The organism is Micromonospora sp. NPDC023644 (assembly GCF_040640115.1).
In the GTDB taxonomy this organism is placed as follows: domain Bacteria; phylum Actinomycetota; class Actinomycetes; order Mycobacteriales; family Micromonosporaceae; genus Micromonospora.
Genome location: NZ_JBFABA010000006.1, coordinates 108,970 through 134,678, shown reverse-complemented (window position 1 = coordinate 134,678; position 25,709 = coordinate 108,970). Strand labels below are relative to the sequence as shown.

At 74.8% G+C, this 25,709-nt stretch carries 23 protein-coding genes and 1 pseudogene; 19 read left to right on the top strand and 5 right to left on the bottom strand.

Annotation, left to right across the window (positions count from 1 at the left end; all coding sequences use genetic code 11):
- Position 1: 1 nt before the first annotated feature.
- The 3 genes from AB0G08_RS07370 (at position 2) to AB0G08_RS07360 (ending at position 4,742) form a co-directional block, all read left to right on the top strand.
- Positions 2-2,398, top strand: coding sequence for a [protein-PII] uridylyltransferase (locus tag AB0G08_RS07370; protein ID WP_358084467.1), 2,397 nt, complete (start codon positions 2-4; stop codon positions 2,396-2,398).
- 138 nt (positions 2,399-2,536) lie between these two features.
- Positions 2,537-4,096, top strand: a complete 1,560-nt coding sequence (gene ffh, locus AB0G08_RS07365) for a signal recognition particle protein (protein WP_358084464.1) — start codon at positions 2,537-2,539, stop codon at positions 4,094-4,096.
- A 67-nt stretch (positions 4,097-4,163) separates the two neighbouring features.
- Positions 4,164-4,742, top strand: coding sequence for a Uma2 family endonuclease (locus AB0G08_RS07360; protein ID WP_358084462.1), 579 nt, complete (start codon positions 4,164-4,166; stop codon positions 4,740-4,742).
- A gap of 69 nt (positions 4,743-4,811) precedes the next feature.
- Here the strand turns inward: AB0G08_RS07360 and AB0G08_RS07355 are convergent, their stop codons facing one another.
- Positions 4,812-8,357, bottom strand: coding sequence for a S8 family serine peptidase (locus AB0G08_RS07355; protein WP_358084459.1), 3,546 nt, complete (start codon positions 8,355-8,357; stop codon positions 4,812-4,814).
- 277 nt (positions 8,358-8,634) lie between these two features.
- Between AB0G08_RS07355 and AB0G08_RS07350 the strand changes: the two genes are divergently transcribed.
- A complete protein-coding gene (locus AB0G08_RS07350) occupies positions 8,635-9,714 on the top strand; it encodes an amidohydrolase family protein (RefSeq protein ID WP_358084456.1) in 1,080 nt (359 codons plus the stop codon).
- 112 nt (positions 9,715-9,826) lie between these two features.
- Here AB0G08_RS07350 and AB0G08_RS07345 read toward each other — a convergent pair whose 3' ends face one another.
- Positions 9,827-10,432: a TetR family transcriptional regulator gene (locus AB0G08_RS07345; RefSeq protein WP_358084454.1), complete on the bottom strand. Its 606-nt coding sequence runs from the start codon at positions 10,430-10,432 to the stop codon at positions 9,827-9,829.
- Between the two features lie 104 nt (positions 10,433-10,536).
- On the opposite strand from AB0G08_RS07345, the gene proS reads away from it, so the two are divergent.
- The 12 genes and pseudogenes from proS (at position 10,537) to AB0G08_RS07285 (ending at position 18,938) form a co-directional block, all read left to right on the top strand.
- Positions 10,537-11,952 (top strand): proline--tRNA ligase, encoded by a 1,416-nt coding sequence (proS, locus tag AB0G08_RS07340; RefSeq protein WP_358084451.1) that lies wholly within the window; start codon positions 10,537-10,539, stop codon positions 11,950-11,952.
- A 104-nt stretch (positions 11,953-12,056) separates the two neighbouring features.
- Positions 12,057-12,704: a DUF402 domain-containing protein gene (locus AB0G08_RS07335; RefSeq protein WP_358084448.1), complete on the top strand. Its 648-nt coding sequence runs from the start codon at positions 12,057-12,059 to the stop codon at positions 12,702-12,704.
- Between the two features lie 272 nt (positions 12,705-12,976).
- A complete protein-coding gene (rpsP, locus tag AB0G08_RS07330; protein WP_357872139.1) occupies positions 12,977-13,444 on the top strand; it encodes a 30S ribosomal protein S16 in 468 nt (155 codons plus the stop codon).
- On the top strand, positions 13,419-13,679 hold the full coding sequence (locus AB0G08_RS07325) for an RNA-binding protein (protein WP_172862164.1): 261 nt from the start codon (positions 13,419-13,421) through the stop codon (positions 13,677-13,679). Before rpsP ends, AB0G08_RS07325 begins: the two co-directional genes overlap by 26 nt.
- 2 nt (positions 13,680-13,681) lie before the next feature.
- The gene (gene rimM, locus AB0G08_RS07320) at positions 13,682-14,287 is read left to right on the top strand and encodes a ribosome maturation factor RimM (RefSeq protein WP_358084696.1); all 606 of its coding nucleotides are present in this window, start codon (positions 13,682-13,684) and stop codon (positions 14,285-14,287) included.
- A 20-nt stretch (positions 14,288-14,307) separates the two neighbouring features.
- A complete protein-coding gene (gene trmD, locus AB0G08_RS07315; RefSeq protein WP_358084446.1) occupies positions 14,308-15,081 on the top strand; it encodes a tRNA (guanosine(37)-N1)-methyltransferase TrmD in 774 nt (257 codons plus the stop codon).
- A gap of 142 nt (positions 15,082-15,223) precedes the next feature.
- Positions 15,224-15,580 (top strand): 50S ribosomal protein L19, encoded by a 357-nt coding sequence (gene rplS, locus AB0G08_RS07310; protein WP_089001547.1) that lies wholly within the window; start codon positions 15,224-15,226, stop codon positions 15,578-15,580.
- Positions 15,581-15,764: 184 nt separating this feature from the next.
- A pseudogene (gene lepB / locus AB0G08_RS07305) lies at positions 15,765-16,639 on the top strand (signal peptidase I).
- A gap of 9 nt (positions 16,640-16,648) precedes the next feature.
- Positions 16,649-17,269 carry a signal peptidase I gene (lepB, locus tag AB0G08_RS07300; RefSeq protein WP_357872134.1) on the top strand — a complete coding sequence of 207 codons (621 nt, stop codon included), beginning with the start codon at positions 16,649-16,651 and terminating at the stop codon, positions 17,267-17,269.
- A 48-nt stretch (positions 17,270-17,317) separates the two neighbouring features.
- The gene (locus AB0G08_RS07295; protein ID WP_358084443.1) at positions 17,318-17,812 is read left to right on the top strand and encodes an NUDIX domain-containing protein; all 495 of its coding nucleotides are present in this window, start codon (positions 17,318-17,320) and stop codon (positions 17,810-17,812) included.
- Positions 17,806-18,618, top strand: coding sequence for a ribonuclease HII (locus AB0G08_RS07290; RefSeq protein ID WP_358084440.1), 813 nt, complete (start codon positions 17,806-17,808; stop codon positions 18,616-18,618). The genes AB0G08_RS07295 and AB0G08_RS07290 overlap by 7 nt, the downstream gene beginning before the upstream one ends.
- On the top strand, positions 18,615-18,938 hold the full coding sequence (locus AB0G08_RS07285) for a DUF2469 domain-containing protein (RefSeq protein ID WP_007075222.1): 324 nt from the start codon (positions 18,615-18,617) through the stop codon (positions 18,936-18,938). The genes AB0G08_RS07290 and AB0G08_RS07285 overlap by 4 nt, the downstream gene beginning before the upstream one ends.
- A gap of 106 nt (positions 18,939-19,044) precedes the next feature.
- Here the strand turns inward: AB0G08_RS07285 and AB0G08_RS07280 are convergent, their stop codons facing one another.
- Positions 19,045-20,151, bottom strand: coding sequence for a sulfite oxidase (locus AB0G08_RS07280; RefSeq protein ID WP_358084438.1), 1,107 nt, complete (start codon positions 20,149-20,151; stop codon positions 19,045-19,047).
- 360 nt (positions 20,152-20,511) lie between these two features.
- Between AB0G08_RS07280 and AB0G08_RS07275 the strand changes: the two genes are divergently transcribed.
- Positions 20,512-21,408, top strand: a complete 897-nt coding sequence (locus tag AB0G08_RS07275) for a peptidoglycan DD-metalloendopeptidase family protein (RefSeq protein ID WP_358084435.1) — start codon at positions 20,512-20,514, stop codon at positions 21,406-21,408.
- 84 nt (positions 21,409-21,492) lie between these two features.
- Here AB0G08_RS07275 and AB0G08_RS07270 read toward each other — a convergent pair whose 3' ends face one another.
- Entirely contained in the window at positions 21,493-22,674 is a 1,182-nt protein-coding gene (locus AB0G08_RS07270; protein ID WP_358084432.1) for an aminotransferase class V-fold PLP-dependent enzyme, read from the bottom strand.
- 134 nt (positions 22,675-22,808) lie between these two features.
- Between AB0G08_RS07270 and AB0G08_RS07265 the strand changes: the two genes are divergently transcribed.
- Positions 22,809-23,393: a GNAT family N-acetyltransferase gene (locus AB0G08_RS07265; protein ID WP_358084430.1), complete on the top strand. Its 585-nt coding sequence runs from the start codon at positions 22,809-22,811 to the stop codon at positions 23,391-23,393.
- A 303-nt stretch (positions 23,394-23,696) separates the two neighbouring features.
- On the opposite strand, the gene AB0G08_RS07260 is transcribed toward AB0G08_RS07265, so the two are convergent.
- A complete protein-coding gene (locus AB0G08_RS07260) occupies positions 23,697-24,821 on the bottom strand; it encodes a tyrosine-type recombinase/integrase (protein WP_358084694.1) in 1,125 nt (374 codons plus the stop codon).
- 546 nt (positions 24,822-25,367) lie between these two features.
- Here AB0G08_RS07260 and AB0G08_RS07255 point away from each other — a divergent pair.
- Positions 25,368-25,703, top strand: a complete 336-nt coding sequence (locus AB0G08_RS07255; protein ID WP_357872116.1) for a hypothetical protein — start codon at positions 25,368-25,370, stop codon at positions 25,701-25,703.
- Positions 25,704-25,709 lie beyond the last annotated feature (6 nt).

Below are 25,709 nucleotides of genomic sequence, written 5' to 3'. Positions count from 1 at the left end.
CATGACCTCGTCGACCGGGAGCGACGCGCCGGGCCACACCGGCGACGGCGCCGCGCAGCTCCCGGTCGACGAGGTCGTCGACGGCCACGGCGGCGTCGGGGAGGCGGCGCGGGCGGCGCGGGCCGACGCGTACGACCGGTGGTTGCGCGAGCTGCTGCCGCGGCGGCCCGGGGTGGCGCTGGTCGCCGTCGGCGGGCTGGGCCGCCGGCAGTGCGCGCCGCACGGCGACCTCGACCTCGTCCTGCTGCACGCCGGGGTGCCCGGCGTGGACGAGCTGGCGGCCTCCGTCTGGTACCCGGTCTGGGACGCCGGCCTGCGGCTGGACCACTCCGTCCGGACCGTCGCCGAGGCGCTCTCCGTCGCCCAGGACGACGTGAAGGTGGCCCTCGGGCTGCTCGACGCGCGGCTGGTCGCCGGGGACGCCGCGCTCGCGGAGACGCTCGTGCGCACCGCCGCCGACCACTGGCGGCGTACGGCCGTGCGGCAGCTCCCGGCGCTGCGCGAGCTCACCGCCGCCCGCTGGGCGGCCCACGGCGAGCTGGCGTTCCTGCTGGAGGGCGACCTGAAGGAGGCGGCCGGCGGGCTGCGCGACGTGGGCATCCTGCGGGCCATCGCCGCCGCCGGGATCACCGACGCGCTGCGCCCCGCCGTCCGCGCCGCGCACCTGCGGCTGCTGGACACCCGGGACGCGCTGCACCGGCAGGTCGGCCGCCGGGTCGACCGGCTCATCGCCCAGGAGCGCGCCGGGGTCGCCGCGCTGCTCGGGTTGCGGCAGTCCCCGCCGGGCGCGTCCGACCCGGCCCCGCCTCGACAGCTCCCGCCCGGCGCCCCGCCACCCCGGCAGCTCCCGCCCGGCGCGTCCGAGGCGTCGCAGCGGGCCGAATTCGTCGGCGTCGGCGACGCGCTGCTGCGCCGGGTCGCCGGGGACGCCCGGACCGTCAGCCACGTCCTCGACGACGCCTTCCGCGCCGCCGACCGGCTCCGCGCGGGCCGCCGCCGGGGCGCCGACGGGCGTCCGCTGCGCCGACCGGTCGCCCGGGACGTCGTCGAGCACGACGGCGAGCTGGTGCTGGCCCGCACCGCGATCGGGGCCCGGCCCGACCCGAGCCTGTCGCTGCGGGTCGCCGCCGCCGCGGCCGTCACCCGGCTGCCGATCGCCCGGGCCACCTGCGAGTGGCTGGCCGCGTACTGCCCGCCGCTGCCGGCGCCGTGGCCGGCCGAGGCCCGGGCCGCGCTGATCACCCTGCTCGGCGCCGGCCCCGGCCTGGTGCCGGCCTGGGAGACCTGCGACCGGTACGGGCTGATCGAGGGCTGGCTGCCCGAGTGGACCCGGCTGCGCAGCCTCCCGCAGCACAACCCGGTGCACCGGTTCACCCTCGACCGGCACCTGGTGCAGACCGCGTACGAGGCCAGCCGGCACAGCCGCGAGGTGGACCGCCCCGACCTGCTGCTGCTCGGCGGCCTCCTGCACGACATCGGCAAGGGACTCCCGGGGGACCACAGCACCGTCGGGGCGCCGCTGGCCGAGGCGGTGGCCGCCCGGATCGGCCTGCCCGGGCCGGAGGTGGCGCTGATCGGCACGCTGGTCCGGCTGCACCTGCTCCTGCCCGACGTGGCCACCCGGCGGGACCTCGCCGACCCGGTCACCATCGCCGGGGTGGCCGAGCGGGTCGGCGACCCGGGCACGCTGGACCTGCTGCACGCCCTGGTCCGCGCCGACGCCGCCGCCACGGGGCCGGGCGCCTGGTCGGACTGGAAGGGCCGGTTGGTCGCCGAGCTGGTCGCCCGGGTGCGGACCGCGCTGGACACGGGCGCGCTGCCCGCCCCGCCCGACCCCGACCCGGCCCTGCTGGCGGGGCCCCTGCCGGTCGTACACCTGACGGGGGACCGGGTGGCGGTGGCCGCGGCGGACCGGCGCGGCCTGCTCGCGACGGTGGCCGGCTGCCTGGCGTTGCACCGGCTGGAGGTGCTCTCCGCCGACGCCTCCACCGTCGACGGCCGGGCCCTGGTGGAGTGCCGGGTGCAGCCCCGGTACGGGCTCGCGCCCGACCCGATCGCGCTCGGGGCCGACCTGCGGCGCGCGGTGAAGGGCGACGTCTCGGTCACCCAGCGGCTGCGCGGCCGGGCCCTGGCGGCGCGGGCCGGGGGTGCCGCGCCGCGGGTGGTCTGGCACCGCGAGGCGGCCACGGACGCCGTGCTGCTGGAGCTGCGCGCCGCCGACGCGGCGGGCCTGCTCTACCGGGTCACCTGCGCCCTCGACGAGGCCGGCGCCCAGGTGCGCGCGGCCCGCATCTCCACCCTCGGCGGGGACGTGGTCGACGCCTTCTACCTCGTCGGCGGCTGGCCGGGCGAGGCGACCCGGGCCCGGCTGGAGGCCGCGGTGCTGGCCGCGGTGTGAGCGAGCGCCCCGCCGACGCCGCCCCGGCTGTGCCCGGCCCGGAGCGGCGGTGCGGCCGGCCGGCTACCCTAGCGGTGGCCGGACACCTCGCCCGGCCGTCGATCTGCCCGCCGGAACACTGACAAACGGGATGTTCGCGTGTTTGACACCTTGAGTGACCGCCTGTCCGGGATCTTCACCAAGCTCCGCGGCAAGGGTCGGCTCACCGACGCCGACATCGACGCCACCGCGCGCGAGATCCGCCTCGCGCTGCTGGAGGCGGACGTCGCGCTGCCGGTGGTCAAGGGCTTCATCGCCAACGTCAAGGAGCGCTCGCGCGGCGCCGAGGTCTCCCAGGCGCTCAACCCGGCGCAGCAGATCATCAAGATCGTCAACGAGGAGCTGATCACCGTCCTCGGCGGCGAGGGGCGGCGGCTCCAGTTCGCCAAGCAGCCGCCGACGGTGATCATGCTCGCCGGCCTCCAGGGTTCCGGTAAGACCACCCTCGCCGGCAAGCTGGCCCGCTGGCTCAAGGCCCAGGGCCACCAGCCGCTGCTGGTCGCCGCCGACCTCCAGCGCCCCAACGCCGTCGGGCAGCTCCAGGTGCTCGGTGGCCGCGCCGGCGTCGAGGTGTACGCCCCCGAGCCCGGCAACGGCACCGGCGACCCCGTGCAGGTGGCCCGGGCCTCGATCGAGCACGCGAAGCGGGCCGCCCGGGACATCGTCATCGTCGACACCGCCGGCCGGCTCGGCATCGACGCCGAGATGATGCAGCAGGCCGCCGACATCCGCGACGCGGTCGACCCCGACGAGGTCATCTTCGTCATCGACGCCATGGTCGGCCAGGACGCGGTGCGCACCGCCGAGGCGTTCCGCGACGGCGTGGGCATCACCGGCGTGGTCCTCTCCAAGCTCGACGGCGACGCCCGCGGTGGCGCCGCGCTGTCGGTCCGGGAGGTCACCGGGCAGCCGATCCTCTTCGCCTCCACCGGCGAGAAGCTGGAGGACTTCGACGTCTTCCACCCCGACCGGATGGCCAGCCGGATCCTCGGCATGGGCGACGTCCTCACTCTGATCGAGCAGGCCGAGCAGGCCTTCGACACCGATCAGAAGGAGAAGATGACCGCCAAGCTGATGGGCGGCGAGCAGTTCACCCTGGAGGACTTCCTCGACCAGCTCATCGCGGTCCGGCGGATGGGCCCGATCGCCAACGTGCTGGCCATGATGCCCGGCATGGGGCAGATGAAGGACCAGCTCGCCGAGCTGGACGACAAGCACTTCGACCGGGTCACCGCGATCATCCGGTCGATGACCCCCGCAGAGCGCAGCAACCCGAAGATCATCAACGGCTCCCGCCGGGCCCGCATCGCCAACGGCTCCGGGGTCGCCGTGATGGACGTCAACCAGCTGCTCAACCGCTTCGCCGACGCGCAGAAGATGATGAAGCAGATGGGCGGCATGATGGGCCTGCCCGGCGGCGGCCGGCGCAAGGCGACCAAGTCGCCGAAGAACAAGCGGAAGGGCACCAAGGGCGGCAACCGGCCGCGCGCCGGGGCGGGCGCCGGGATGCCGGGCGGCTTCCCGGGCGGCATGCCGCAGCTCCCGCCGGGCATGGACCCGAACGACCTAGCCGCCGGCCAGGGCCTGCCGCCGGGCTTCAAGCTGCCGAAGATCGACTTCAACAAGCTCGGCAAGGGCGGCGACGGCCGGCCCCGCTGAGGCGTGTCGTTGGCGGTGGGTGACGTGATCCTTGCCTAGGGTGATGTCGCCCCTGGAAGGAGGAGTCATGACCGTGGCACCCATCCTGCCCGAGCGGTCGGAGTGGACGGTTGACGACCTCGGTGACCTGCCGAAGGACCTTCCGTACGAACTGGTCGACGGAAGGTTGATCGTGCCGTCCCCCACCGCCGTGCATCAGGACCTCTGCGTGCGACTGCTGCTCGCTCTCGAGGTCAACTGCCCCGCCGAGTACCTGGTCAGCATCGACCTGTCGATGCGCATCGACCGCCGCAACGAGCCGCGCCCCGACGTGGTCGCCATCCGTCGCGAGCACGCCGACCGGTCGCCCGTGCCCGTCGGGGACGCCCTGCTCGCCGTCGAGGTCCTCTCGCCGACCTCCACGTTCCGCGACCTCTACGACAAGGCGAAGGTCTACGCGCACGCCGGGGTGCGGACGTACTGGGTGGTCGACCCGCTGCACGAGCGGATGACCCTGACGGAGTACACGCTCGGCCCCACCGGCGAGTACGAGGTGCTGACGCACACCGAGGACCTCTTCGTCACCGAGCGGCCGTGGAAGGTCTCCGTCGACCTGCCCGCGCTGACGACGCGGCGGGCCGGGCTGCTCGCGGGCGGCGGGGACTGACACCGCCGACGGGTCCACACGGGCGGGGCCCGGCCGTCACCGGCCGGGCCCCGCTTCTCGTGCGACCGGTCAGGACGGCAGGTCCGGCCGGTCGGTGACCCGCAGCGCGTTCACGATCGGCAACCCGTAGCCCTTGTGCGTCACGAACCGCACGTTGAGCTGGCCGTCCGTCACCCGCACCGTGTAGGTCCGGTTCAGTGCGGCGTAGCTGCCCACCTCACCGGCCACGTCCAGCGACGGCAGCACCTCCTGGCCCTCGAGCAGCACGTCGAAGACCCGCTTGTCCGGGTACTGCCGCTTCACCTCGGCGAAGTCCAGCTCCACCGTGTAGTGGCCGTCGGCGAGACCGTCGACGCGGTACTCGTACATCCCCTCCCGCTGGTCCGCGAAGCGGGCCGGGTCGTTGGTGCCGGTGATCGGGGTACTGGTCGTCCGTCGGCTGGAGGTGCCGAGGTAGCCGGCGCCGCCGGCGGTCCAGGCCCGGTCCGGCGACCAGGTCTGGCCCTCGACGTCGGCCCGGGGCGACGTCGCGCCGGCGTTGAGCGCCACGGCGTGGCGCGGCACCACCAGGGTGACCGGGACGACGAGGACGGGCTGCCGCCCGCTGGCCGAGGCGATCCGCAGCTTGGCCCGGTGGTAGCTGCCGGGGGCCAGGCCGGCGGTGCTGGTCGCCACGCCGACGGTGTGCCGGCCGCCGCTGGCCAGGGTGCCGGTGGCGCCGGTCAGGCCGAGCCAGCCGACGTCCTGCGGCGCGCCGTCCTCGTTCAGTTCGGTGACCGTGACGTCGGTGCCGAGCGCCCCCGTGTTGCTCAGGGTGAGCTGCCCGCCCCGGGTCTGGTCGGTCGGGGCGACGACGGTCAGCTCGCCCGTCGGGGTGCCGACCCGCGCGGTGCGCAGCGCCGCCGACCGGACCTCGGCCCCGCCGGCCGGCAACGCCACCGAGCCCGACGCCGCCTCGTAGTGCTCCTTGCCGATGGCGAACCCGACCGCGCCGGCCGGCGCCTGGATCAGGTACGTGCCGTCGGCCTCGGTGGTCTCCGTGGCCGTCGCGTCGCCCACCCGGGCGCTCACGGTGGCCCCGGCGACCGGCCGCCCGTCGTTGGCGTCGGTGACCACGCCGGAGAGCACCCCGGTGCGGGTGCTGCGGAACGCGATCGCCGTGCCGTCGGCGACCGCCTGGGCGTTGTACGAGTACTCGAAGCCGACGCTGCCGTCGGCGTTCTCCAGGCCGATCGTCGCGCCGGTGCCGGTCTCCGCGCCGGTGCCGTCGACGTCGGCGTACCGGTAGGTGATCGAGCCGTCCTCGCCGATGGCGGCGCTGAAGGTCAGTCGCATCGACCGGTCGGCGAAGATCGACACGTTGCGCCACTCCACGACGAAGGTGCGGTGCGGCTTGGCGCCGGTGACGGCGGTGTAGACGCCCGAGTCGGCCTCCACGTAGAGGTCGTCCCAGAACGGGAAGAGCGCCAGGTCGGGGTTGGTGGCGTTGGGCAGGGCGGTGTTCAGGCGGCTGGTCGACGCGACGTCGAAGCCGAGCACGCCGTTGGTGCTCACCCACGCCTGCCGGTAGGACTTGCCGTAGAGCGGGACCCGGAAGGGCAGCGTGACGGGCACGCTGCGGTCGTCACCGGTCAGCGCCAGCAGCTCCGTGCCGGCGACGAAGGAGCCGCCGGCGGGACCGCAGGCGTAGCCGAAGGCGTCGACCCGGTCGGGCAGGGTGACGTCCAGGACCGTGTCCGCGCCGACCTGGGCCGGCCTGGTCACCACGTCCGAGCAGCGGTACGCGTGCCCGAAGCGGACGTCGTACGTGCCGTGCGGCACCGTCACGGAGTAGTGGCCCTGGGCGTCGGCGGTGACGGCGAGGGGGGTGCCCAGGACGGTGACGGTGGCGCCACCGGCCGGGCCGGTCGAGGTGCGCACCGTGCCGCTCAGCGTGGCCGACGGGGCCTGCGTGACGACGACGTCCGCCTCGACCGTCTGGTTCTCGGTGACCGTCACCGAGGCGGTCGCCGTGACGTAGCCGAACTTGCTCACCGAGACGGTGTAGCTGCCGACCATCAGCCGGTCGAGCCCGTACGAGCCGTCGGCGGCGGTGGTGGTGGCGCGCGTCATCGGACCGCTGACCCGCACGTCCGCCCCGGCCAGCGGGGCGCCGCCGGAGGTGACCTGACCGCCCAGCGCGCCGAGGGCGCCCCGGGGGGTGGCGTCGACCGCCGCGTACGCGTCGAGCCGTCCCTCGCCGAAGACGTTGTTGTCGTCGACGGTGCCGCCGCAGGTGAGCGCGGCGACGTCGACCGCGGTGTCGTCGAGGATGCGCTTGGTCTCGGCGACGTCACCCTGGATGGCCGGCGAGGCCGACCACATCAGCGCCACGGTCGCCGCGGTGTGCGGGGAGGCCATCGACGTGCCGCTGAACGCCGCGTAGCCGCCCGGCACCGAGGAGCGGACGTTGGCGCCCGGCGCGGCGATGTTCGGCTTGATGTCGCCGTTCTCGCCGGTGCCCCGGCTGGAGAAGCTGGCGATCGCGTTGTTCACGTCGAAAGCGCCGGAGCTGTAGCTGATCGTGTACGACCCGGGGCTGCCGGAGGTGTTGCAGCTCGGGCCGCTGTTGCCGTTGGAGAAGGCCGGGAAGATGCCGGCGGCCACCCACGACGAGACGATCTCCGTGTACCACGGGTCGTAGGCGTTGGAGCCCCAGGAGTTGTTGACCACGTCCGGGGCGAGGTCGGGGCGCGGGTTCGCGCCGGCGAGGTCGGTGGGGGCCACGATCCACTGGCCGGAGGCGAGCAGCGACGCCCGCGAGCAGCCGCTGGTCTCGCAGCCCTTGGCGGCGATCCAGCGCGCGCCCGGGGCCACGCCGACGACGTTCGCGCCGTCCGCGCCGACCATCGTGCCCATGGTGTGCGTGCCGTGGTCGTTGTTGTCGCACGGCGCGGCGGTGGGGCAGACCTGGGCCGGGTCGAACCAGTTGTAGTTGTGGTCGAGGGTGCCGTCGCCGTTGCGGCCCCGGTAGCTGGCGGCCACGGCGGGGTGGGTCACGTCGACGCCGCTGTCGATGTTGGCGACCACGATGCCCTCGCCGCGTACGCCCAGCTCGTTCCAGACCCGCGGCGCGTTGATCCGGTCGATGTTCCACTCGGTGGCGTTGGTGGTGGGGAGGGTCTCGCCGGGCAGCGGCTTCGGGATCTCGACCGGGTCGTCGGCGAGGATCTCGGAGACGTCGGAGCGTACGGCGAGGTCGCCGAGCAGGTCGGCGTCGCCGGTCACCTTGATGGCGTTGACCAGCCAGAAGGGGGTGAACTCCGCGCCCTTGCGGGTCAGCATGGCGCGCAGGCCCGCCTGGCTGCGCTCGGCGTGGGCGGTCTTGGTGCGGTGGACGTGGGCGGCCTTCTCCGTCTTGCCGCGGAGCTTGGCCGCGCCGGACAGGTCGGCCTTGCTGTCCAGGAAGACCCAGTAGCTGGCCTTGCCCTGGCCGGCGAGCCGGGTGGTGACCTTCTTGTCGACCTTCGCGGCCACCGCCCTGGCCTCTGCCTGGGCGGGGTCCGGTGCGGCGGCGGCCGGAGCGCCCGCGCCGATCGGGAGGGTGAGGCCGACCGCCAGGCCGACCACTGTCATTCGCCATCGTCGTGGTGACACGTCCCGACGCTCCTTTGGGGTGAGGCGACACCTGTGCGCGCCCGCTGTGCGGGCGCTTGCGGAGCATCCTGGCGATGGAGATTCCCTTCATCAAGACATGCGTAAATAAAGAAATCTGTCAATCGACCGTTCGTGCCGCCCAGTGTTCGCCGGGCTACGCACCGCAGTCGCGGCGCGCCGCCCCGGCCGGCCCCGGCCCGCGCCGACGGGGAAGAATGGCGGGTGGACCGCCCTTTCGCGCGCAGACGGAGGACGCATGGCCTGGCACGTACGCGGCGTGGTGCTGCCCGACGACGAGGTCCGTGACCTGTGGCTGGTCGGCGACCGGGTGACCTTCACCCCGGTCCCCGGCGCGGAGACCATCGCCGACGGCGGCTTCGTGCTGCCCGGGCTGATCGACGCGCACTGCCACATCGGCATCGCCCGGGGCGGCGCCCCGATCACCTCGCTCGACCAGGCCCGCGAGCTGGCCCGCACCGACCGGGACGCCGGGGTCCTCGCGATCCGGGACGCCGGCTCGCCGTACCCGTACCCGGAGCTCGACGACGAGCCCGACCTGCCGCGGCTGGCCCGCGCCGGCCGGCACGTCGCGCCGCCGAAGCGCTACCTGCGCGACATCGGCGTCGAGGTCGGCGCGGCGGAGGTGGCCGCCACGGTGGCCGCGCAGGCGCGCGCCGGCAACGGCTGGGTGAAGCTGGTCGGCGACTGGATCGACCGGGGTGTCGGCGACCTCGCCCCGGCCTGGGACGCCGACACCATGACCGCCGCCGTCCGGGCCGCGCACGCCGCCGGGGTGCGCGCCGCCGTGCACACCTTCTCCGAGTCGGCCGTCGAGATCATGGTGCGCGCCGGGGTGGACTCGGTGGAGCACGGCACGGGCCTCAGCCTGGACCTGGTCGACGAGATGGCCCGGCGGGGCACCGCCCTCGTCCCCACGATGATCAACATTCGGACCTTCGGCGGGATCGCCGAGCAGGCGCGCGCCAAGTTCCCCGGTTACGCCGACCACATGCTCGCCCTGCGCGACCGCTTCCCCGAGGTGGTGCGTTCGGCGTACGAGGCCGGGGTGCCGATCTACGTGGGCACGGACGCGGGCGGCGGCATCGACCACGGCCTCGCGGCGGAGGAGATGCTGCTGCTGCACGAGCAGGCCGGCATGTCCACCACGGACGTGCTCGCCGCCGCGTCCTGGCGGGCCCGCGAGTGGCTCGGCTTCCCCGGGCTGGTCGAGGGCGGCCTGGCGGACCTCGTCGTCTATCCCGAGGATCCGCGCGCCGACCTGCGCGCCGTGCGCAGCCCCGCCCGCATCGTGCTGCGCGGTCGCGTCGTCCGCTGACCCGCCGCGCCCGCCCGCCGGCGGGGACGCCCCTCCCGGTCGGGCCCGGTGGCGCTGCCGCCCGGCGCGACGCTCCCGGCCGGGGTGGCGCTCGGCCGCCTGCGGCGCCCGGTCAGTCGGAGTAGGTGCCCTGGGTGACCGCGTGCAGGAGCAGGTACACCGCCAGGTCGGCGAGGGCTGCGGCGGTCTGTGCGACGGGGGCGCCGGGCAGGACGATGTGGCTGATCACCAACCGGACGACCGAGTCCGTCGCGAAGGCGACCGCGGCCCGGTCGGCGCCCGGCAGCACGCCGTCGGCCCACTCGAGCAGCACCTCGGTGGCCTCGGTCAGCACCAGCTCCGAGCGGGTGGTGAGGTAGGGCAGCAGATCGTCCGAGCCGCCCCGGGAGCTGGTCAGGACGGCCTTGATCAACGGATCGCCGACGGCCTGGTTGAGGGTGTGCGAGATGGTGGCGTGCGCGGCGGCCCGGACGTCGTCGCCGTGCGCGTGCAGGAGGGCGCGCACGTCGCCGACGAACCGGTCGACCTCGTGCCGGGCGAGCGCCTCGGCCAGCCCCGCCTTGGTGCCGAACTCGTTGTAGACCGTCTGCCGGCTGACCCCCGCCGCGCGCGCGACAGCGCCCATCCGGACGCCGTCCCAGCCGGTCGCGATGGTCAACGCCCGGGCGGCCTCGACGATCGCCTCCCGTGAACGGGTGCCGTCCCTCACCTCACCCATGGTGGTCGCATCCTACGGCCCGCCGCACCGGCCGGCACGGCGGACACCGGCGACGTCGCGCCCGATGGCGTCGTCCCTTCGGCCGACGCATAGGATGTGCGGTCATGGCACGCGTGCTCACTCCCCGTGCGGAGGACTTTCCCCGCTGGTACCAGGACCTGATCGCCAAGGCGAAGCTGGCCGACAACGGCCCGGTCCGGGGGACCATGGTCATCCGCCCGGCCGGCTACGCCATCTGGGAACGGATGCAGGCCGAGATGGACGCCCGGATCAAGGCGGCGGGCGCGGAGAACGCGTACTTCCCGCTCTTCATCCCGGAGAGCTACCTCAAGCGCGAGGCGGAGCACGTCGAGGGCTTCTCGCCGGAGCTCGCGGTGGTGACGCACGGCGGCGGCAAGCAGCTCGCCGAGCCGGTGGTGGTGCGCCCCACCAGCGAGACCGTCATCGGCGAGTTCATGGCCAAGTGGATCGACTCCTACCGGGACCTGCCGCTGCTGCTCAACCAGTGGGCCAACGTGGTCCGCTGGGAGCTGCGCCCCCGCATCTTCCTGCGCACCAGCGAGTTCCTCTGGCAGGAGGGGCACACGGCGCACGCGACCCGCGACGACGCCCGCGCCTACGCCCGCCGGATCCTGCACGAGGCGTACGAGGACCTGATGGTCAACGTGCTCGGCATCCCGGTGGTGGTGGGCCTGAAGACGGCCCGCGAGCGCTTCGCCGGCGCCACCGCCACCTACACCTGCGAAGGCATGATGGGTGACGGCAAGGCCCTCCAGCTCGGCACCAGCCACGAGCTGGGGCAGAACTTCGCCAAGGCCTTCGACATCAGCTACTCGTCGGCCGAGGGTGGCCGGGAGCACGCCTGGACGACCTCCTGGGGCACCTCGACCCGGATGCTCGGCGGCCTGATCATGTGCCACGGCGACGACAACGGCCTGCGCGTGCCGCCGAAGCTGGCGCCGGTGCAGGCGTACGTCATGGTGGTCAAGGACGGCGAGGGCCCCGGCGGCCCCGCCGAGGTGGCGAAAGAGCTTTGCGACGCGCTGCGCGACGCCGGGGTCCGGGTCGCGCTCGACGACCGCACGGACACCCCGTTCGGCCGCCGGGCCGTCGACGCCGAGCTGCGGGGCTATCCGGTACGCGTCGAGGTCGGCCCCCGCGACCTGGCCGCCGGCAACGCGGTCGTGGTGCGGCGTACGGACGGCTCGAAGTCCCCGACGCCGGTGGCCGACGTGGTGGCCGCCGTGCTGGCCGCCCTCGACGCCGACCAGCGGGCCCTGCACGACCAGGCGCTGGCCCACCGGAAGTCCCGCACGGTCGAGGTGTCGACCCTCGCCGAGGCGATCGAGGCGGCGGCCACCGGCTGGGCCATGGTGCCGTGGTCGGCGGTCGGCGTCCAGGGCGAGGCGGAGGCGAACGGCCAGGGCGTCACCGTGCGCTGCCTGCTGCGCGCCGACGGCTCGGTGCCCGACTCCGAGGACGAGCCCGACCTGGTCGCCATCCTGGCCCGCGCCTACTGAACCCGCTCCGGAAAGGGTCCCCTCCTGCGGTGGAGGGGACCCTTTCGCGCACCGGGGCGCGCGGCGGCGGCAGGTGGACCGGGCGGCGTCGGTAGGGTCGGGGCGTGAGATTCGAACCTGGGCGACTGATCGTGCACCGCAACGTACGCCGGGGCCGGATCGGCTGGGTGCGCACCGCGCGGGTGGTCAGCGACGACGACCGGGGCCTGGTGCTCTGGGTGGCCCGCGACTCCCCGGTCGCGAGCGAGGTCACCGCGGCCGGGCTGGGCATGCGGGCGGTGCCGTTCACCGAGTGGATCTCCTCGTCGTACCGCCTGGCCCCCGGCCGGTGGAACGGCCCGTCCGTGCTGAAGTTCCTGCCCGCCGGGGCCGCCCACTCGGTGTGGTGGTTCCGCGACGCGCACGACCGCTTCGCCAACTGGTACGTCAACCTGGAGGAGCCCGGGGTGCGCTGGGACGACGGCGCGCTCGCCGGCGTCGACATGGTGGACCAGGACCTCGACGTGGTCGTCCGTCCGGACCTGCGCTGGGAGTGGAAGGACGAGGAGGAGTTCGTCGAGCGGCTGGCCTTCCCCGAGCACTACTGGGTGGCCGACCCGGACGCGGTCCGGGCCGAGGGGAAGCGGGTGATCGCGCTGGCCGAGGCGGGGGAGTTCCCGTTCGACGGCACCTGGTGCGACTTCACCCCGCCGCCCGACTGGGTCACCCCCGACGAGTTGCCGCCCGGCTGGGACCGCCCCCCGGCGCGCTGACCCCGGCGCGCGAGAAGCCGGACCAGGCTCCGCCGGTGTGCTTTCGGTCACTTCCGCCGCCCGGCGGGTGACCCGGGGCGGTCCGGTGTGAGAGATCCGGGCCCGATCTGGCAGAATGGCTGGCTGGTATCCGGCGTGTGTCCGGCGCCCTCTAACCCGGGCACGTCGCCAGTCCACCGAGCAGTCTCCGGCCCAACCCCACTGTGCCGGTCGACACTCACCCGTGCACCGCCCGTTCGGGCAGGTGAGATCGCAACAGGAGCGAAACAACTGTGGCCGTAAAGATCCGGCTCCTGCGGATGGGCAAGATCCGCAACCCGCAGTACCGCATCGTCATCGCCGACTCGCGCACCAAGCGCGACGGCCGGGCGATCGAGTTCGTCGGGGTCTACCAGCCGAAGGAAGACCCTTCGGTCATCGAGGTCAAGTCGGAGCGGGTCCAGTACTGGCTGTCCGTCGGCGCCCAGCCGAGCGAGGCGGTGCAGCGGCTGCTGGAGCTGACCGGTGACTGGCAGAAGTTCAAGGGCCTGCCGGCCCCGCCGCCGCTGAAGGTCGCCCCGGAGCGGGTCGACCGCACCGCGGCGTACGAGGCCGAGGCGAAGGCCGCCGCCGGGCTGGCCGAGACCCCGGCCAAGCCGGCCAAGAAGGCCGCCAAGACCGAGGCTCCGGCCGAGGCGCCGAAGACCGAGGCTCCGGCCGAGGCCCCGGCCGCCGCTGCCGACGCCGGTGAGCAGGCCTGACATGCCTCTGCGTCCGGCGTTGGAGCACCTGGTCAAGGGCATCGTCGACCACCCCGATGACGTACGCGTCCGGATGGTCGACTCCCGTCGGGGCAAGCGGCTGGAAGTCCGCGTGCACCCGGAGGACCTCGGCACGGTGATCGGGCGGTCCGGCCGGACCGCCAAGGCGCTGCGCCAGGTGATCGGCTCCATCGGCGGGCGCGGCGTACGCGTCGACATCGTCGACTCGTACTGATGCTGCTCATCGTCGGCAGGATCGGCAAGCCGCACGGCATCCGCGGTGAGGTCACCGTGGAGGTGCGGACCGACGAGCCCGAAGCGCGGTTCGCCCCGGGCATGGTGCTGAACACCGTGCCCGGGGCGCCGCCCCGCTCCGCGTCCGGCGACCGGGCGCCGCGCACCGAGCCCGGGGCGGCCCCACCGTCGCCGGCCGCGCCCGAGCAGGGTCAGCCCTTCCGGGTGCCCGCCGAGCTGGTCGTGGAGGCCGCCCGCTGGCACCAGGGGCGGATGCTGGTCGCGTTCGAGGGCATCGCGGACCGGGACGTCGCCGAGGCGCTGCGCGGCACGCTGCTCGGGGTCGACAGCGCCGGCGTCGCCCCGCCGGAGGACCCGGAGGAGTTCCACGACCACCAGCTCGTCGGGCTGGCCGTGGTCACCCCCGACGGCGACCGGCTGGGCGAGGTGGCCCGGATCGACCACGCCCCCGCCTCCGACCTGCTGGTGCTGCGCCGTCCCGAGGGCGGCACCGCGCTCATCCCGTTCGTCAAGGCGATCGTCCCCGAGGTAGACCTCGCCGGCGGTCGCGTCGTCGTCGACCCGCCGGCCGGTCTGCTCGATCTGTAGAACCGCTGGAGCAGCCCCGCATGCGCGTCGACATCGTGTCGATCTTCCCGGAGTACTTCGCCCCGCTGGACCTGTCGCTGATCGGCAGGGCGCGGGCGAACGGCACGTTGCGGCTGGCCGTACACGACCTGCGGATCTGGACCCACGACGTGCACCGCACGGTCGACGACACGCCCTACGGCGGCGGTCCCGGCATGGTGATGCGGCCGGAGCCGTGGGGCGAGGCGCTCGACGCCCTCGCCCCGGCGGAGGTGACCCCGCCCCGGCTGGTGGTGCCGGCCCCGACCGGCGTCCCCTTCACCCAGGCGACGGCGCACGAGCTGGCCGCCGAGCCGCACCTGCTCTTCGCCTGTGGCCGCTACGAGGGCATCGACCAGCGGGTGCTCGACCACGCCGCCACCCGGATGCCGGTGACCGAGGTCTCCCTGGGCGACTACGTCCTCTTCGGCGGGGAGGTGGCCGTGCTGGTGATCCTGGAGGCGGTCACCCGGCTGCTGCCCGGCGTGCTCGGCAACGCGGGCTCGCTGGCCGAGGAGTCGCACGCCCACGGGCTGCTGGAGGCCCCCATGTACACGAAGCCGGCGACCTGGCGGGGGCTGGAGGTGCCGGAGGTGCTCCGCTCCGGCGACCACGGCAGGATCGCCCGCTGGCGGCGGGACGAGGCGCTGACCCGCACCGCGACGCGCCGTCCCGACATGCTCGCCGCGCTGGACCCGGACCGCCTGGACAAGCGGGACGTCGCCGCGCTGGACCGGGCCGGATTTCAGGTGCCGTCGGGGGATGTGGCAAAGTAGGGGGGTTGCCGCAACCGGCCGCGCCGCGGACGGCTGCGAGGATCCCCGACCGGGGTCGGGTCACCGACCGCCACCCGGGGATCAGAATCACCCACCCGCGCACCGATTGACGGTGCGCCGTGAGCCTCACGAGGACGCAGCGATGAACATCCTGGACGCCCTTGACGCCCAGTCGAAGCGCACCGACCTCCCCGACTTCCGTGCCGGTGACACCGTCAAGGTGCACGCCCGGGTCGTCGAGGGCAACCGGTCCCGTGTCCAGATCTTCCAGGGCGTCGTCATCCGCCGCCAGGGTGACGGTCTGCGCGAGACCTTCTCGGTCCGCAAGATCAGCTTCGGTGTCGGTGTCGAGCGCACCTACCCGATCAACAGCCCGGCGATCGACCGGATCGAGGTCGTGACCCGCGGTGACGTCCGCCGCGCCAAGCTCTACTACCTGCGCGAGCTGCGGGGCAAGAAGGCCAAGATCAAGGAGAAGCGCGAGAAGCAGCCCAGCTGACCTCGCGCTCGCCACGCCGCCCGAGCTGCGCGTATGTCGTACCGACCGGAGCGCACTACCCTGGTCGCTACGGGCGCAGCCGGGCGACGTCCCGCCTCGACGGCGGAGCGACGGCCACTACCGCCCGGGGAGCCCCGACGGGGTTCCCGGGCGGTAGTGTCATTTCTGCTGACCGGAGAGTGGCGTGGTGCAGACGCTTGACGAGGACGGCGCCGTCGACCCGTGGCGCCGCCGGGCCCGCCGGCCCCGCCGTCAGATGCCCCTCTGGCAGGAACTGCCGCTGCTGCTCGTCGTCGCGTTCTGCCTCGCGGTGCTGATCCGCACCTTCCTGCTCCAGGCGTTCTTCATCCCCTCCGGCTCGATGGAGGACACCCTTCTCGTCGGCGACCGGGTCCTGGTCAACAAGGTCGTCTACGACGTGCGCGACCCGCTGCGGGGCGAGGTGGTCGTCTTCCGGGGCACCGACCGGTGGGCCTCGCAGGTCGACGAGGGGCCGGAGCCCGGGTTCGCGGGCAAGCTCAGCCGGACCGTCGGCGACCTCGTCGGCGTCAGCCGCCCCGGCGAGAAGGACTTCATCAAGCGGGTCATCGGCCTGCCCGGCGACCGGGTGAAGTGCTGCGACGCCGAGGGGCGGGTGCTGGTCAACGGCACGCCGCTCGACGAGTCGTCGTACGTCCTGCGGGACTCGCCGCTCGACATCCCGCCCAACGCCCGCGAGTGCCGGTCCCGGCGCTTCGAGGAGGTCGTGGTCCCGCCTGGGCAGATCTTCGTCATGGGCGACCACCGCATGGTCTCCCAGGACGCCCGCTGCCAGGGGCCGGTGCCGATCGAGAACGTGGTGGGCCGGGCGTTCACGGTGGTCTGGCCGTCGTCGCGCTGGAGCGCCCTGTCGGTGCCCGCGACCTTCGACCACGTCGCCGGCCCGCCGGGCGCCTCCACCGGCGCCCCGCCCCCGGTCCGCTCCACGCCGGAGGGCGGTCCGGTGCTGTTCGTCCCGATCGCTGCCGCGCTCGCCGTTCTCGCGCGTTCCGGACGGTGGCGTCCGGCCGGGCAACGTAGGCTCTTGCCGTGATTGACGAGCAGACCGACAAGCCGCGCAGCTCCTTCTGGAAGGAACTCCCCATCCTCCTGGGTGTGGCGATCCTGGTCGCGGTGCTGGTGCGCGCCTTCGTGCTGCAGACCTTCTTCATCCCCTCCCCGTCGATGGAGAACACCCTCCAGATCGACGATCGGGTGCTGGTCAACAAACTGGTCTACGACTTTCGGTCCCCGCACCGGGGCGAGGTGATCGTCTTCAAGGCCCCCCTGGAGTGGAGCGCCAACCCCGACGGCGAGGACTTCATCAAGCGCGTCATCGGCGTGGGCGGCGACCACGTGGTCTGCTGCGACGCGCAGGAGCGGCTGGTGATCAACGGCAAGTCGCTGGAGGAGCCCTACATCTTCCCGGGGGACAAGACCGCCGAGGAGTTCGACATCACCGTCCCGAAGGGCCGGCTCTGGGTGATGGGCGACCACCGCGAGGCGTCGGGCGACTCGCTGGAGCACTGGCAGCAGTCCGGTCAGAACATCACCGTCGCCACCATCCCCGAGGGCGACGTCGTGGGGCGGGCCTTCACCGTCTTCTGGCCCGTCGGCCGGGCCACCTGGCTGAGCGTCCCCGAGCAGTACGAGGCCATCCCCGAGCCGTAGGGGTCGCCGGGCGTGTGCGTTGTCGGCGGCGTCTGGCAGGCTGGTGCGGTGACCGTCTACACCCCCCGGCGTGCGGCGCGCGTCCTGCTCGTCGACGCGGCGGGTCGGGTGCTGCTCTTCAGCGGCTCCGACCCGGCCCGCCCCGAGCACGGCCGCTGGTGGTTCACCCCCGGCGGCGGCCTGGACCCGGGGGAGACCTACCCCGAGTGCGCCGCGCGGGAGCTGGCCGAGGAGACCGGGCTGCGGCTGCCGGCCCCGGCGTTCGGCGCGCCCGTGCACCGCGACGTGACGGAGTTCCCCTTCGACGGCGTGTGGTACCGGCAGGAACAGGAGTTCTTCCTGGTGCGGGTGACGAGTCACGAGGTCGACACCGCGGGCTTCAACGCAATCGAGCGGGCCAGCGTCGCCGCGCACCGGTGGTGGCAGCCGGACGAGCTGGCCGCCAGCGGGGAGCGCTACTACCCGCCGGACCTGCCGGCGGTGCTGGCCCGGGCGCTGGCCGCCTCGGCGGCGCCGACGGCGGGGGAGGGCGCGCCGTGCTGACGCCGCCGCGCACGGTCGTGCGCCGCGAGGGCGGGCTCTACGCGCTGGAGCGCGCGTTGCAGCGGCGCGGCTTCCGGCACGTCGCCGGGGCCGACGAGGCGGGTCGCGGCGCCTGCGCCGGGCCGCTGGTCGCCGCCGCCGCGATCCTGCCCGAGGGTCGCCGCGGCGAGATCGACGGGCTGGCCGACTCCAAGCTGCTCACCCCCGCCAGCCGGGAGCGGATCCACGACGAGGTCGTGGCCCGCGCGCTGGCGTACGCCGTGGTGGTCATTCCGGCCGAGGAGGTCGACGAGCGGGGCCTGCACGTGTGCAACCTGGCCGCGATGCGTCGCGCCCTGGCGTCGCTGACGACCCGCCCCGACTACGTGCTGACCGACGGCTTCGGAGTGGACGGCCTCGACGTGCCGGGGCTGGCGGTGTGGAAGGGCGACCGGGTGGCCGCCTGCGTCGCGGCGGCGAGCGTGCTCGCCAAGGTCACCCGGGACCGGATCATGGTCGAGTTGGACGGGGTGTTCCCGGGCTACGGGTTCGCCGAGCACAAGGGTTACATCACCGCGGAACACACCGCGGCGCTGCGCGACCGGGGGCCGTGCCGGGAGCACCGGTTCTCGTACGTCAACGTGGCGACGGTGTCCGGTCGCGACGGCGCCCCGCCCCGGTCGCGACGGCCGGCAGACGCGAGGCGGGACGAGCCGATGGAGCGCTCCTGCCCGCCAGGGGGTACCGTCGGCGTGGCGTTGGGCGAGCAGCCTCAGCCTCCGGCGTCGGTGGGGGAAGATGTGGTCATGGAAGGCGGAGTGCGATGAGCGCGGAAGACCTCGAGAAGTACGAGACCGAGATGGAGCTGCAGCTCTACCGGGAGTACCGCGACATTGTCCGCCAGTTCTCCTACGTGGTGGAGACGGAGCGCCGGTTCTACCTGGCCAACCAGGTCGACCTGCACGTGCGCAACTCCGACGGCGAGGTCTACTTCGAGGTCGAGATGCACGACGCCTGGGTGTGGGACATGTACCGCCCGGCGCGGTTCGTGAAGAACGTCCGGGTGATGACGTTCAAGGACGTCAACGTCGAGGAGCTGGAGAAGCCCGACATCTCGCTGCCCGCCGACTCCGGCTTCGGCGGCTGATCCACCGCCGGTCCGCCGCCCGGTCGTCCGCGACGCCGGGCGTACGGCCCCGTCGGCACCCCCACCGCCGCGAGGCCGTCGTCTCTTTCCTTCCCGGCGGCCGGCCTCACGCCGACAGCACCACGACCTCGACCCGCTGGACGAGGTTGTTGGCGAAACCGCCCCGGTTCCACGCCTGCTCGGCCGGCTGGCAGCGGCCGGAGGCGTCGGTGGCGCGGGCCCGGAGGACGTGCCTCCCCGGCGACGCCGTCCACTCGTAGCGCCACCGGCGCCAGGCGAACTCCCCGCCGACCTGCTCGTCCAGGATGGCCGGTCGCCAACTGGCCCCGCCGTCGGTGGTCACCTCCACCGAGACGACGGGGGCGTGACCGGACCAGGCACGACCGTCCAGCGTGCACGGACCGGGCCGCAGCACGCGGGTGCGGGACATGAAGTCGGGGAAGCCGGGCGGCCGGACCAGCGCCCGCGGCTCGATCCGGGTCACCGGCACCCCGGGGTCGTCCGCGTCCCGCCGCAGCCGGTAGGCGACCGCGTTCTGGTAGCCGTCGAACGCCTCGGTGCGTACGTCGATCGCGCGCAGCCACTTGACGTGCGCCATGCCGTACCAGCCGGGCACGATCAGCCGCAGCGGGGCGCCGTGCTGCGGCAGCAGCGGAGCGCCGTTCATCTCGTACGCCAGCAGCACCTCCTCGCGCAGCGCGTCGGCGGCCGGCAGCGCCCGCTGGTAGTCCTGCTCGACGCCGCGTTCCACGCCGTGGTCGGCGCCCGTGAACACGACGTCCACGGCGTCGGCGGCGATTCCCGCCTCGCGCAGCAGCGGCGCCAGTGGGGTGCCGGTCCACTCCGCGTTGCCGACCGCCTCCACCAGCCACGGCTGGCTCACCGGCCTGGGGTGCAGCAGGGCGCGCCCGTTGCCGGCGCACTCCAGCGTCACGCGGCGGGTGACCCGGGGCCGCTCGCGCAGCGCGGCGAGGTCGAGGGTCAGCGGCCGGTCCACCGCGCCGGCCACGGTCAGCGCGTGCGTGGCCGGGTCGAGGTCCGGGATGTCGTAGTGGATGAGCAGGTAGTGCAGGCCGGCCGGCGTCACGTCGTAGCGCAGCGCCTCCAGCGGGATGCCGTGGTTGCGGGCGGCGAGCTGCAACTCCTCGGCGGTGATCCCCTCGCCCGGCTCCGCCACGCGGGAGGGCCCGCTGACGTCGTCCACTGTGGTCATCGAGGCCTCCCCGGGCCGGACGGCGGCGGCTCCGCCGTTCGTCCGACCCAGCCTAGGGCCTCGCCGGCGCCGGCCGCCGCCCTCGGGCCCGCCCGACGGGCCGGCGGCCAGCCGGCAGTCGCGGCCTAGCTGCCTCGCGGTGTCGTGGCCTCGCGGCCTAGCTGCCTCGCGGTGTCGTGGCCTCGTGGCGTCGCGGCCTCGTGGCGTCGCTGCGTCGTGGCGTCGCGGCCTCGTGGGTCGGCCGCAGGCCCCGTAGCAGATCGATTCGCTTCCGGGCGTCCGTCCACAGGACAGCCGCCGTCCACAGGAGCGGGCGTCGCGGGTGGCGGTGGCGAACGCCCGCCGGGCAGGCTGCGCCCCATGCGACCAGCCACGCGTACCGGCGCCGCCGTGCTCTGCGCCGCCCTGCTGTCCCTGGGGCCGGCCGCCGCGCCCGTCCCCTCGCCGGTGCCGGCGGCGCTCCGGCCGCCCGCCGTCGGAGGTGCCGCCGCGTCGACGTCCGGGTCGGGACCGCCCGGCGTCGTGGTGCCCGTGGCCGGGTCGCCTGGGGTCGGATCGCCCTGGGCCGCGTCGTCCGGGGTGGCGTCGTCCGGGGCCGTGCCGCCCTGGGCCGGGTTGTCCGGGATTCCGTCGTCCGGGGTCCCGTCGTTCGGGGCCGTGGCGTCCTGGGCTCCGGCGTTGCGGGCGGCGCGTTTCCGGTGGCCGCTCGACGGCGTCCCGCGCCCGGTCCGCCGGTTCGACCCGCCGCCACGGCCTTGGCTGCCCGGGCACCGGGGCGTCGACCTGGCCGCCGCGCCGGGCGCGACCGTGCGGGCCGCCGGTGCCGGCACGGTGCTCTTCGCCGGCCTGGTGGCCGGCCGGCCCGTCGTCACGGTCGGGCACGCCGACGGATTGCGGACCACCCACGAGCCGGTGTCGCCCGCGGTGCGCCCCGGCGACCGCCTGGCCGCCGGAACACCGTTGGGCGCCCTGCTCACGGGCCATTCGGGCTGCCCCGCTCCCGCCTGCCTGCACTGGGGGCTGCGGCGCGGCGCCGACTACCTGGATCCGCTGGCCCTGCTCGGCCTGGGACCCGTGCGGCTGCTGCCGCTCGACGGTGTCGACCCCGGGCCGACCCCATCCGCCCGCGCGCCGTTCGCCAGCGCGCCGACCATCCGGGCGCCGTTCGTCCGGGCCGTTCGTGCCGTTCGTCCAACGTTGTCGGTCCGCGCCGCTCGTCGGGTCGTTCGCCCGCGCCGCTCGTCCGCCTGTCGGTGAACGTGGGGAGCTGCGGTGGTGGGGTTGCCGGTCAGGAGGCCCTTCCTGCACGGCGGAACGTCGGAAGGGGCCCTTCCTCGCGCCTCAGCGCTGGGCGAGCAGCGGGGGGAGCCGCACCGAGAGCCGCTCGTACTCGTCCAGGGTGTTGTAGACCTGGGCACAGAGCCGCAGCCAGCCGCGCCCGTTCCACGCCATGACCGCGACCTCGGTGGCGAGCCGCTCGGCGATGCGCTCCCGCAGCGCCCGCGCCGCGTCGAGCGTGGTGGCCAGGCCCGCCGGCAGCGGGACGATCCGCATGGCGATCCCGGGTCCGCCGGGGTCCGGCAGGTCGGCGGAGGCCACCCCGAGCGCGTCCCCCAGCACCCGCTGGCCGTACGCCGCCAGCGCTGCGTTGTGCCCGCGTACCCGGTCGACGCCGAGGCTGCGCAGCGTGAACAGGCCCACCGGCGCGGCCAGCCAGCCCGTGTAGTCCTGCGTCGCCGCCCACTCGACCCGGCCGGGGAACCCCGACTCCTGCTCCCAGGAGACGACCAGCGGTTCGATCCGCTCCCGCCACGGCGGGGCGACCACCAGCGCGGCGGTGCCGCGCGGCGCGTACGCCCACTTGTGCAGGTTGCCCACCCAGAAGTCGGCGCCGACGTCGCCCACCGGCGTCGGAAGCATGCCCGGGGCGTGCGCGGCGTCGACGAGGACCGGTATCCCGTGCTCGCGGGCCACGCCGACGATCGCGGCGACGGGGAAGAGCCGGGCGGTGGCCGAGGTGAGCTGGTCCACGACGAGCAGCCGGGTCCGGCCGGGGCGCAGCCCGGCGCGGACGATCTGGAGGATCTCCTCGTCCGAGGCGGCCAACGCGACGGGCAACGCCCGGGTGGCCGCCCCCGTACGCCGGCACTCCCGGGCGATGGAGAGCCCGACCGCGCCGTAGCCGTGGTCGGTGGTGAGCACCTCGTCGCCGGGGCCCAGGCCGAGCGACTGGAGCACCACGGCCACGCCGGTGGTGGCGTTCGGGACCAGCGCGGTGCCGTCCGGGTCGGCGCCCAGGAAGCCGGCCAGGTGCCGGCGGGTGTAAGTGATCCGGTCGACCAGGCCCTGCGTGAAGAAGCGCAGCGGATTGGCCTCCATTTCGTCGCGCAGCCGCTGCTGGGACCGCTGCACGGCGATCGGCACCGCGCCGAACGAACCGTGGTTCAGATGGCTGACCGCCGGGTCGAGCGAGAAGAGCAGGCGGGCTGCCGCGATCGGCTCGGGCGGCTGCGGGAGGCTCACCCGACGATCGTAGCGACCGGTCGATGTCCCGCCGCCGTTCCGCCGGGTACGGTCCGCCGGGCGCCCGTCCGGGGCGCCGTCGCGTCGGGTGCCCGTGTCGGTCGACCCTCCTCGATCCCGGAGAATCGCTGGTCATGGACGTCGAACTGCGCTGGCCGACCGTGGCCGACCGGCAGCTCCGTGCCGAGGTGCACCGGGTGCTGCACGCGGTCGCCGAGCGCGGCGGTGCGATCGGGTACGCGGTCCCGCCCGGCCGCGCCGAGACCGACGCCTGGCTGGACGGGGTGCTCGGTCTGGTCGAGGCCGGCGACGCCGCGCTGGTCCTCGCCGTGCTGGACGACCGGGTGGTGGGCACCGGGACGTGGCGGCGCGGTCCGAAGCCGATCTTCGCCCACTACGCCGACCTGGAGAAGATCACCGCACACCCCGCCGCCCGTGGCCGCGGGATCGGTCGCCTCGTCACCGGCGCACTGGTCGACGACGCCCGTAAGGCCGGCATCGAGACCCTGGCGCTGGGCGTGCGCGGCAACAACCACGGTGCCATCGAGCTCTACGAGCGCCTCGGCTTCCGCGAGTGGGGGCGGCTGCCGAACGTCATCGAGGTGGGCGACGAACGCTACGACGACGTGCGGATGTGCCTGGACCTCGGGCGGGAGCCGCACGTCGTGCTCCGGGGCTCGGCCCCCGACGGGCCGGGCTCGTCGCCGCGCCGATCCTGACCGTCAACCCGTCCTGACGGGCCGCCCGTCCTGCCCGTCCTGCCTGGGCTGGGCGGTCCCGGGCCGTCCTGGCCCGTCCTGGTTGGAGGCCAGCCGGCCCGTCGTGCCGGCTGGTCGGTGCCGGTCCTTCGTGCCTGGGCCGGTTGATTCCGGTCCGTCGTGCCCGGGCTGGTCAGGTCCGGCTGTTCGGAATCGGCTCGCGACCGGCCGGGGCCGTGTGCGGGCGCGGAGGCGGCCCCGGCCGCAGGAGCCCGGGCCGCAGGCGGGGAGCCCGGGGCGCGGGGCGGTTGGTGACGGTGGGGCTCAGGCGCGGGGGTGGGCCTGGCGGTAGGCGGCGCGGAGCCGCTCCACGGAGACGTGGGTGTAGATCTGGGTGCTCGCCAGGGATGAGTGGCCCAGCAGCTCCTGCACCGCCCGCAGGTCGGCGCCGCCCTCGAGCAGGTGGGTGGCCGCCGAGTGCCGCAGCCCGTGCGGGCTGACCGGAGGCAGGCCGGCGGCGTCCGCGTACCCGCTGACGATCCGCCGTGCCGTCGTCGGGTTGAGCCGTCCGCCGCGGGCGCCGAGCAGCAGCGCGTCGCGGGAGTGCGGTGCGGCCAGTGCCGGCCGGCCGTGGCGCAGCCACTCGTCGAGCGCCCGCTGCGCCGGCACCCCGTACGGGACGGCGCGTTCCCGGCCGCCCTTGCCGAACACCCGCACGACGCGTCGCGCGTGGTCGACGTCGGCGACGTCGAGGCCGCACGCCTCGCTGATCCGCACCCCCGTGCCGTAGAGCAGCTCCAGCAGCGCCCGGTCCCGCAGCAGCACCGCCTCGGCGACCCCGTCGGCCGCCCGGGACGGATCCGACGACCCCGGCGACGTCGGCCGGGAGCCGTCCTCGGGGGTCGACGTCGGCCGGGAGCCGTCCTCCGGCGGCGACGTCGACCGGGAGGCACCGGCGACGGACGGCGTGCCCCGGGAACCGTCCTCGGCGGACGGCGTCGGTCGGGAGTCGCCCTGATCGGACGACGACGCCCGGGAGTCGCTCTCGGCGGGTGGCGGCACACCCGGGGCGAGCCGGCCCGGCGCCTCGACCAGGGCGGCCGCCTGGTCGGCGCGCAGCACGGTCGGCAGGTCCCGGTGGGCGCGTGGGCTGGCCAGGGCGGCGGCCACGTCGGCGGGGAGCAGCCCGCAGCGGTGCGCCCAGGCGCTGAACGTCCGCGCCGAGGCCGCCCGGCGGGCGAGTGACGTCCGGGCGGCCCCCATCGTCCGCTGCTTCGCCAGCCAACTGCGCAGCACGGTGAGGTCCAGCTCCGGTAGTTCGGCGCAGCCCATCCGGTGGGCGTGGTCCAACAGGGACACCACGTCACCGACGTACGCCCGGACCGTGTGGGCGGACCGGTTGCGCACACCGGCCAGGTGCCCGGCGAAGTCGTCCACCGCCTCCCGCATCGCCGGTGGGAGGGCCGCGTGGGTCGCCCGGGTGCCGTTCGCCTCCCGCCTCACCACGACTGCCTCGCGACCACCCACCGCACGGCGGCTCCCTCGCGACCGTCCGCATGTCCGCGGCGGCGCGGACCCGCCGGCCGCCGAGCCAAGGCGGCCGGCGTCCCTCGCGGGCGAGTCCCCGCCCCGTTGGAACGAGCTGCGGGTGCGGTCGTGCGGGGCGAGGCCGTGGCGGCGGTGGGCGGCGGATCCTCGGGCGGCACACGACCAGCCTACGGTCGACCGGCGGCACCGGCAGGCAGCCGAACCGCCGAGAGTCGCCGAGCTGCTGGGCCGCTGGGCCGCCGGGCTGCTGGGGCGCTGGGCCGCTGGCCCGCCGGGGCCCGCCGGGAGTCGACCGGGCGAGCCGGCTCGCGGGTGGTCCCGCCTCGGGCGCGCGGCCCGGGTGATGGATTGCGCCGGCCGAGGCGAGCAGACTGGTCGTACCAGCGGAGGTGGGCCCTGGTCGTGGTCGCCGCGCGACGGGACCAGGCTCGACGAAGGGGGCCGGACATGGGGGTGGACGTCGTCCTCTACCGGGCGGTCGGGGCGGGCTCCGGCCGGCGCCGCGTCGTGCCGGCGGAGGTGCTGCCCGATCCCGACGACGTGCTGCTGAATCTCGTCAGGCGGGTCCGGGGCGGCGGGCGCACGCCGCTGCTCGATCGGGTGGATCCGGTCGGCGAGCTGGTGGTCCCCGCCGGCCAGGCGCCCCAGCTCCTCGCCGAGGTGCGCTGCCTCGCCGAGGTGGCCCGGTCGACGCCGGAGATGACGCACGTGCGCCAGCTGGACCGGCTGGCGCGGCGCTGCCGGCAGGACCGCGCGATGGAGATCCGCTTCGAGGGTGACTGACCGGGC

Coding starts and splice junctions, on each gene's coding strand:
- AB0G08_RS07370 (WP_358084467.1), top strand. CDS start 2: ATGACCTCGTCGACCGGGAGCGACGCGCCGGGCCACACCGGCGACGGC.
- AB0G08_RS07360 (WP_358084462.1), top strand. CDS start 4,164: ATGACCGTGGCACCCATCCTGCCCGAGCGGTCGGAGTGGACGGTTGAC.
- AB0G08_RS07355 (WP_358084459.1), bottom strand. CDS start 8,357: ATGACAGTGGTCGGCCTGGCGGTCGGCCTCACCCTCCCGATCGGCGCG.
- AB0G08_RS07350 (WP_358084456.1), top strand. CDS start 8,635: ATGGCCTGGCACGTACGCGGCGTGGTGCTGCCCGACGACGAGGTCCGT.
- AB0G08_RS07345 (WP_358084454.1), bottom strand. CDS start 10,432: ATGGGTGAGGTGAGGGACGGCACCCGTTCACGGGAGGCGATCGTCGAG.
- proS (WP_358084451.1), top strand. CDS start 10,537: ATGGCACGCGTGCTCACTCCCCGTGCGGAGGACTTTCCCCGCTGGTAC.
- trmD (WP_358084446.1), top strand. CDS start 14,308: ATGCGCGTCGACATCGTGTCGATCTTCCCGGAGTACTTCGCCCCGCTG.
- rplS (WP_089001547.1), top strand. CDS start 15,224: ATGAACATCCTGGACGCCCTTGACGCCCAGTCGAAGCGCACCGACCTC.
- AB0G08_RS07285 (WP_007075222.1), top strand. CDS start 18,615: ATGAGCGCGGAAGACCTCGAGAAGTACGAGACCGAGATGGAGCTGCAG.
- AB0G08_RS07280 (WP_358084438.1), bottom strand. CDS start 20,151: ATGACCACAGTGGACGACGTCAGCGGGCCCTCCCGCGTGGCGGAGCCG.
- AB0G08_RS07275 (WP_358084435.1), top strand. CDS start 20,512: ATGCGACCAGCCACGCGTACCGGCGCCGCCGTGCTCTGCGCCGCCCTG.
- AB0G08_RS07265 (WP_358084430.1), top strand. CDS start 22,809: ATGGACGTCGAACTGCGCTGGCCGACCGTGGCCGACCGGCAGCTCCGT.
- AB0G08_RS07260 (WP_358084694.1), bottom strand. CDS start 24,821: ATGCGGGAGGCGGTGGACGACTTCGCCGGGCACCTGGCCGGTGTGCGC.
- AB0G08_RS07255 (WP_357872116.1), top strand. CDS start 25,368: ATGGGGGTGGACGTCGTCCTCTACCGGGCGGTCGGGGCGGGCTCCGGC.